Below are 7,766 nucleotides of genomic sequence, written 5' to 3'. Positions count from 1 at the left end.
ACATGGATGTGCCGCCCGAGCCTAACGGGAGATTTAAGGCGTGTCCCGTACCCCCACCCCCGTCGGCCCAAGCTCGTAGAACGTCCGTTGCCAGCGCTCTAGGCGCAGACAACAAAACGCTCAATCGCCGTTCTTGCGAGCGCTGCGTTGGCGGTCGATGCGGAAGATGTAGCGCTGGATGGCGCTGTCGCCGCCGCGGGGGAGGCCGTCGAAGCGCATGCCGATGCGCTTGGTCTCGGTGCCGTTGGCCATCTTGATGTTCAGCTGGTTGCAGACGATCAGCGAAACCTGCAGGGGGCCGCTGTCGGGCATGTCGAGGCGGGCGTCGTAGCGCTTCTGCAGGCCGAAGGCGTTGCAGCTGGCCGGGACGGTGACCGCCAGGCCGCCGGCGCTGATGTCCACCACGCGCAGGTGCAGGGCCTCGCTGCGGTCTTCATTGACCGGGAACAGCAGGTGCGGGGAGTCGGTGATCGGGGTTTCCAGGCGGTACAGTTCGCGCCGCTGCAGGTGCACCAGTTCGGTCGGGAACGGGGCGCGGAAGCCGACATGGCGGTGGTCGCCGGTGCGTTCCAGGTGGTCCACCCGGAACCGCACCATCACCCGGTCCAGCTGGGCGAAGCAGAGCAGGTGGCCGGCTTCTTCCGCCGCCCGGTTGGCCGCCGGTGACGGGCTGCCGTCCAGCAGCAGCCAGTCCTCGTCCTCGTCCAGTTCCAGAATCGCAGTCGGGAACGACTGGTCGCGGCCGCCCAGGTGCGCGTTGATCAACGAACGCTGGTCGATCAACGCCTGCAGCAACTGCCGGATCTGGCGCGGGTTGCGGACCAGGAAACGGTCGTCCGTGCCGTCGTCATCGGCGGCATGGGCGGTGTCGTGTGCGTCTAGGCTGCCTACGGACATGAATTCTGCTGGGTAATGCCGGGTCTCCCTGCGTTTATCGGCAGCCCGTCACACTTCTGTAGGGTAAATCTGGCCAGAAAGGCGCTCATGGGGTCGCGTCCACGATCTGCTGGACCCGCTGCATCACGCTCAATGGACTGCCCGGGTCGTGCAGATGGAAGCGGGCCACTGCCTCGGCGAGGGTGCCGGCCTGTTCTTCCATGCTGTGGGTGGCCTGGCGTGAGGCGTCCACCAAGGCCGCATTCTGGCGCGTTCCCGCGTCCATCTGCGCGATGCTCTGGTTGACCTGCTCGATGCCGGTGGACTGTTCCTGCGAGGCGGCGGAGATCTCACCCATGATCGTGTTCACCTGGCCGACCGCGCTGACGATGCCGCCCATGGTCTGGCCGGCACGGTTCACCAGCTGCGCGCCGTGCGCGACCTTGTCGACCGAATCGGCGATCAGACCCTTGATCTCGCGTGCCGCGTCGGCCGAGCGCTGGGCCAGGGTGCGCACTTCGGTGGCAACCACGGCAAAGCCACGGCCCTGCTCGCCGGCGCGCGCGGCTTCCACCGCTGCGTTCAGGGCCAGGATGTTGGTCTGGAAGGCAATGCCGTCAATCACCGTGATGATGTCGCCGATCCGGCGCGAAGCGGCCTCGATCGCACTCATGGTGTCGACCACTTCACCGACCACCGTGCCGCCCTGGGCGGCGACATCGGCCGCTTCGCTGGCCAGGCGGTTGGCCTGGCGTGCGTGCTCGGCGTTCTGGCGCACCGTGGCGGTCAGCTCTTCCATGGTGGCCGCGGTTTCTTCCAGGCTGGCCGCCTGCTGCTCGGTGCGGCTGGCCAGGTGGGCGTTGCCGTGGGCCATTTCGGCGGCGGCTTGGTTGAGGTTGTTGGACGCGCTCTGGATGCGGCCGACGATATCGGTGAGCTGGGTGATGGTGGCGTTGGCGTCGTCCTGGATGCGGGCGAACACGCCGTGGAAGTCGCCGTGCATCTGCGCGGTGAGGTCGCCGCGCGACAGTGCGGCCAGCAGCTGCGAGACCTGCTCGATGCTGCCGGCGTTGGCGTCCAGCAATGCGTTGAGGCGCTGCGCCAGCTGCAGGAAGAAGCCCTGCTTGCCTTCGGTGACCACGCGGCCGCTGAAGTCGCCGGCCGCGGCGGCGTCGACAATGCGACCCAGCTCTTCCTCCACCTGCACTTCCAGGGTGCGGTCGGCCCATTCCACCACGAAGCCCTGGCGGCTGCCGGCATCATCGATGATGGGATTCACGATCAGCTGCATGACCCGGCCGCCGACACGGATCTGTGCGCGGTGGGTGCTCTTCAGGGTTTCCAGCAGCCGGGCCTGGTGTTCGGGATGGCGGTGGAAGATGTCGATGTTGCGGCCGACCAGGTCGGCGGCACTGAACTGCGGCAGATCCCGGCGCAGGTCGGACTCGGCGGCGGCCAGCATGCGTTGCAGCGGCCGGTTGACGTAGACGATGTTGCGCTGGGCATCGGCGATCATCACGTTGGTGGTGACATCGTCCAGCGCGGCACGCACGCGCAGCATCTCGTCCAGGCTGGCCTGTTCCTGCTCGCGCCGGGCCAGCAGCTGGTGGCTGCTGTGGACCATGGCGCGGGCCAGTGAATCGGCCGGGAACTGCGCTTCGTGCAGGTCGGCCGGCAGCGGCTGGTCGTTGGCGACGCCACGGGCCAGTCGCGCCAGCTCGCGCGGGTCATGGCCCAGCAGCAGCAACTGGCGGCGCATCTGCACGGCCATGGCGCAGAGCAGGGCGGTTTCCACCACCACGTAGGCGGCGTGCAGCAGCACCACGCCAAAGCCGCTGCCGGCGGCAAACACCGGCAGGTCCAGGCCACGGCTCTGCAGCACGAAGAACAGCACGTGGTGCACGGCGATCGCGGCGGCGGCGACCACGATCGGCAGCCAGTCGCGGTAATACAGCAGCAGCGCGATCAGCACGATTACCCCGAAATGGGTTTCCAGCATGCCGTGGGTCTGGTGGATCAGGGTGGCGGCCAGCACCATCCACACCAGCGCGACGGTGCAGCGCGACAACCGGGTGCCGGGCAGCCAGCGGGTCTGCAGCGCGACCAGCGCCAGGCTGGGCAGGCTGATCGCCAATGCCGGCGTCCACACGCCATTGCGCCAGGCCAGCACCAGCGAGATCGCGGTGAGCAGCGCGGTGACCGCCAGGAACAGGCGGTCCGCCTCGGCGGCCAGGGCCTGCAGGTAGGGCACGTTCTCGTGGCCTACCAGTGATTGGGGAACAGGGCGGGGTGCGGACATGCGGTCGACTCCTTCGGGCATGAGCAACGGATGGGTCGCTTACCTGCTGGGGGCGGCGGGCGAGCAGACGGCTTGGGTGATTCCCACAGCGGTGACGCGGGACGACGGTGCGTGGTACAGCAGCGGAATCACCCAGCCCAGCCAGAGCGCCAGCGCGGTGAGGCCGGCCACGGCGCGGGCGGTGGAGACCGGGCGCGGTGCGCCTGGCGACGATGAGGGTGCTGCCATGTGCCGCCCTCCCAGGCCACAACGGTCCCTTCTTAACGGCTCGCATGCGTACGGACTTGATCCTGTTCAGCGCGCGTTTTGCCGAATTCGGTCGAGTTTCTTTCAATTATGTGACGCACTGCGCGTTTTGGGTGGGAGAAACAAAACACCCCGCCGAAGCGGGGTGTGGGTTTAACCGAAGCAGCAATGCGGCCGGTCAGAACTCCTGCCAGTCGCCTTCGCTGGCCAGTGCCGTTTCACGCACGGGCGCGCGCTTGGCGGGCGCAGGGGCACGTCCGCGAGCCGGAGCTGAGCTGCGCACCGGTGCCGGCGCAGCAGCAACCGCCGCGACCTGTCGCGATGCCTGGCCTTCCAGCTTGAACAGCGCAACAGCGTCGGTCAGGTGACCGGCCTGTTCTTCCATGGCGCGGGCAGCTGCGGTGGCTTCCTCCACCAGCGCCGCGTTCTGCTGGGTGGTTTCGTCCATCTGCACGACGGTCTGGTTGACCTGCTCGATGCCGGCCGACTGTTCCTGCGACGCTGCGGAAATCTCCGCCATGATGTCGGTGACGCGCTGCACCGAGGCGACGATCTCGTCCATGGTGCTGCCGGCCTGGTTGACCAGCGCGGAGCCTTCGGCAACCTTGTCGACCGATTCGTCGATCAGGCTCTTGATCTCCTTGGCGGCGCTGGCTGAACGCTGGGCCAGGGTACGCACTTCGGACGCGACCACGGCGAAGCCGCGGCCCTGTTCGCCGGCGCGCGCCGCTTCCACGGCGGCGTTCAGTGCCAGGATGTTGGTCTGGAAGGCGATGCCGTCGATGACCGAGATGATCTCGGCGATCTTCTTCGACGAGGTTTCAATCGCGCTCATGGTGGTGACCACCTGGCCGACCACTTCGCCGCCCTGGCTGGCGACGCTGTGTGCGCCGATGGCGAGCTGGTTGGCCTGGCGGGCGTGCTCGGCGTTCTGGCGCACGGTGGAGGTGAGTTCCTCCATCGATGCAGCGGTTTCTTCGAGGTTGGCGGCCTGCTGCTCGGTTCGGCGCGACAGATCGTTGTTGCCCGAGGCAATCTCGCCGGCGGCGGTGCTGATGCTGCTGGAGGCCTGCTGGATGCGGCCGACGATCTGGGTCAGCTGGGCGACGGTGGTATTGGCGTCGTCGCGCATCGCGGCGAACACGCCGTGGAACTCGCCGTGCATGCGCGCGGTGAGGTCGCCACCGGCGATGGACTGCAGCAGGTGCGACAGCTGGTTGAGGTTGCCGTCGGCCACTTCCATCATGGTGTTGAGGTTTTCGATCATGACCCGGAAGTCGTGTTCGAAACGCAGGGCGTCGCCACGCTGGCTGAAGTCGCCCGCAGCGGCGGCGCGGGCCAACGACTGGATCTGGGTGTTGATGGCGAGCAGGCTGGCCTTGGCCGCGTCCATGGACTCATGCAGGATCGCGCGGGTGCCGGGCAGGCGGCGGGCGTCGCGCGAGAGGTCGCCGGCGGCGTACTCGTTGAGCACGGCGATGGCGTCCTTGATGGCATCCAGGTGTTCGAAGATGACGGTGTTGGTGCCCACGGCCAGTTCGCCGTACACGCCGGGGAAGTCGATCGGCATGTGGTGGGAGATATCCGGGCCGGCGTGCATCTCGGCCATCTTGCGGGTTTCGTCGGAATAGCGGCGCAGCATGGCGGTCATCTCGCCGGTGGCAACCAGCATCTGGCCGACTTCGTCGTTGCTGGTGGCACGCGTGCTGACGCTGAGGTCACCGCGGGCGACCGACTTGATGGCATGCACGGCCTGGCCGAGCGGGCGGGTGATGGCGCGGGCAATGATCACGCCGGCACCGATGGCGAGCAGGGCCAGCAGCACGACGGTGGTGATGATGGCGACGACGCTGCTGTGATGGGTGGCGTTGGCCTCATCGATGCGCGACTGCATCAGCTTGCTGCTGAAGGCCCCGAGGGTCTTGAGGTCGTCGAACATCTTGCGACGGGCCGGGCGCGAGCGATCATCGGAAATCTGCTGGGCCAGCACGCCGTCACCGGCGGCAATGGCGGCGCGCATGTCGGTGTTGGCGGCGAAGTAGGCGTCGAGGTCGGCGGCGACGTGGCTGTAGAGCTTTTTCTCTTCTTCGCCCGCCGGCAGCTCGGCATACGCGGCCAGTTCGTCGCGCGCGGCCTTGGCGGTGGTGTCCATGCGCTTGTTGTAATCGGCCACCTTGTCGGGCTGGTCGAGCATGCTCAGCTGCGCCAGCTCATACGTACGGAATTCGCCGAGCAGGGAGCGCACTTCACCCAGGTGTTCCACCGAGGGAATATCGTTGCTGGCCATGGCACCCAACTGGGCATTGGCTCCATTGAGACGCACCAGGGCAAACACGCCCAGCGCAACGGTCATCAGGGTAGTGAGGGCAAACCCGACCGCGAGCTTGCGGGCGATGGGCAGATCGTAGAACCACTTCATACTGTGAACTCCGGACAAGGCGGGGCGCGCAGCTGTGGGGGCGCTGGGCGAGGGGCATGGACGCAGGTGGAACGCGGAACATGGCAGTGTTCCTTCACCATCACTCCGTTTAGCGGCCTCTTCACGCGCGGACTTTAGTGTTCCGCATCACGTTTTTTCTGTGATGTCTGTCGGGGGGGCGCGAACAGCGGCGATTGCAATCACTACGTAGAGCCGGGCTTGCCCGGCTGCTGTTGGATTCAGGCGAACAGCCGGTGGTCATCGGTTCTCTGGGTTGGCGGCTCGGGACGGGCGTTCCGGGGGACGCCGCAAGTACGTCCTTGTAGGCTCAGTCGCCGCATCCATGCGGCTCATGCCCCCTCCAGCCCATCCCGAGCCGCCATCGAAAGATGATCGGTGGCCATGGCAAATGCCAGATCAACGGCGGTTACGTGCTTTTGATCTTCCATGGCCACCGGCCAACTGTCTGGGGCGTGCCGGGGTGGGTTTGCGGGACCGTCAAAAACATGGATGTTTTTGACGAGCCTACATGGACGTATTCACGGCGTGTCCCGCAAACCCACCCCGGTACGCCAAAGCACGGAAACCGATGACCATCGGCTTTTAGAGCAGACAACAAAAACCCCGCGATGCGGGGCTTTTGCTCTTGCTCTCAGCGATCAACCAGCAGAAGTTACGCCGCCTGCGGTACCCGCAGCGAGCGCACCAGACCGCCGATGTCGACGATGAGAGCGACGCGGCCGTCGCCGAGGATGGTGGCACCGGAGACACCGCTGATGCGGCGGTAGTTGTTCTCGATGTTCTTCACCACGACCTGCTGCTGGCCGACCAGTTCGTCCACTTCCAGCGCGATCTTCTGGCCGTCGCCTTCCACCACCACTACCAGCGAGTCGTCGCTGGCGCGGTGGCCGTAGCCGTAGTATTCGCTCAGCGAGAGAATCGGCAGGTACTCGCCGCGGACGCGCAGCACGCGGCCTTCGCCGGCCATTGTGCGGACGTCTTCGGCCTGCGGCTGCAGTGCTTCCAGCACGTAGGCCAGCGGCAGGATCAGGGTTTCGCCCGCCACCGAGACGGTCATGCCGTCCAGGATCGCCAGGGTCAGCGGCAGGCGGATCAGGGTGCGGGTGCCCGCGCCCAGGCTGCTTTCAATCTGGACTTCGCCGCCCAGCGCCTGGATGTTGCGGCGGACCACGTCCATGCCCACGCCACGACCGGAGAGATCGGTGACCGCATCGGCAGTGGAGAAACCCGGCTGGAAGATCAGATCCCAGACCTGGCTGTCGGTCGGATTCTCCGGCACGCTCAGGCCGCGTTCCTGGGCCTTGGCCAGGATCTTCTCGCGGTTCAGGCCGCGACCATCGTCGCTGACCTCAATGACGATGTGACCGCCCTGGTGCGAAGCGGCCAGGGTGATGGTGCCGGTTTCGTCCTTGCCTGCGCCCTTGCGGACATCCGGCATTTCCAGGCCGTGGTCGATCGAGTTGCGGACCAGGTGGACGAGCGGATCGGCGATCTTTTCGATCAGACCCTTGTCCAGTTCGGTGCCTTCGCCGACGGTGCGCAGGCGGACCTGCTTGCCCAGACGGCTGGACAGGTCGCGGACCAGGCGCGGGAAGCGGCGGAACACCGCGTCCACCGGCAGCATGCGCACGCCGATGACCGCTTCCTGCAGGTCGCGGGTGTTGCGTTCCAGCAGGTCCAGGCCGGCAAACAGCTGTTCGGCGTGGACCGGATCGAGTGCGTGCGAGACCTGCTTCAGCATGGCCTGGGTGATGACCAGTTCGCCGACCAGGTTGATCAGGGCATCGACCTTTTCCACCGCGACGCGGATCGAGGTTTCTGCTTCGTGTGCGGCCGCCGGTGCAGCGGCTCCTGCGGCGGGTGCAGCGGCGGCGGGAGCCACGGCGGCGGCAACGGGTGCGGCCG

General features: G+C 66.7%; 5 protein-coding genes. All 5 read right to left on the bottom strand.

Annotation, left to right across the window (positions count from 1 at the left end):
• Nucleotides 1–120: 120 nt before the first annotated feature.
• Nucleotides 121–897, bottom strand: a complete 777-nt coding sequence (locus RT551_RS20770; RefSeq protein ID WP_313462003.1) for a flagellar brake protein — start codon at nucleotides 895–897, stop codon at nucleotides 121–123.
• An 85-nt stretch (nucleotides 898–982) separates the two neighbouring features.
• Nucleotides 983–3,175 (bottom strand): methyl-accepting chemotaxis protein, encoded by a 2,193-nt coding sequence (locus tag RT551_RS20765; RefSeq protein ID WP_313462002.1) that lies wholly within the window; start codon nucleotides 3,173–3,175, stop codon nucleotides 983–985.
• A gap of 39 nt (nucleotides 3,176–3,214) precedes the next feature.
• The gene (locus RT551_RS20760) at nucleotides 3,215–3,403 is read right to left on the bottom strand and encodes a hypothetical protein (protein ID WP_313462001.1); all 189 of its coding nucleotides are present in this window, start codon (nucleotides 3,401–3,403) and stop codon (nucleotides 3,215–3,217) included.
• 196 nt (nucleotides 3,404–3,599) lie between these two features.
• On the bottom strand, nucleotides 3,600–5,840 hold the full coding sequence (locus RT551_RS20755) for a methyl-accepting chemotaxis protein (RefSeq protein WP_313461999.1): 2,241 nt from the start codon (nucleotides 5,838–5,840) through the stop codon (nucleotides 3,600–3,602).
• A gap of 673 nt (nucleotides 5,841–6,513) precedes the next feature.
• A partial coding sequence (locus RT551_RS20750) for a chemotaxis protein CheW (RefSeq protein ID WP_313461997.1) occupies nucleotides 6,514–7,766 on the bottom strand: 1,253 nt, incomplete at its 5' end.

It is taken from the genome of Stenotrophomonas sp., from assembly GCF_032103445.1.
GTDB lineage: Bacteria > Pseudomonadota > Gammaproteobacteria > Xanthomonadales > Xanthomonadaceae > Stenotrophomonas.
Note: the sequence above shows the minus strand (reverse complement) of the source record. Positions and strands in the feature narration are given on the sequence as shown.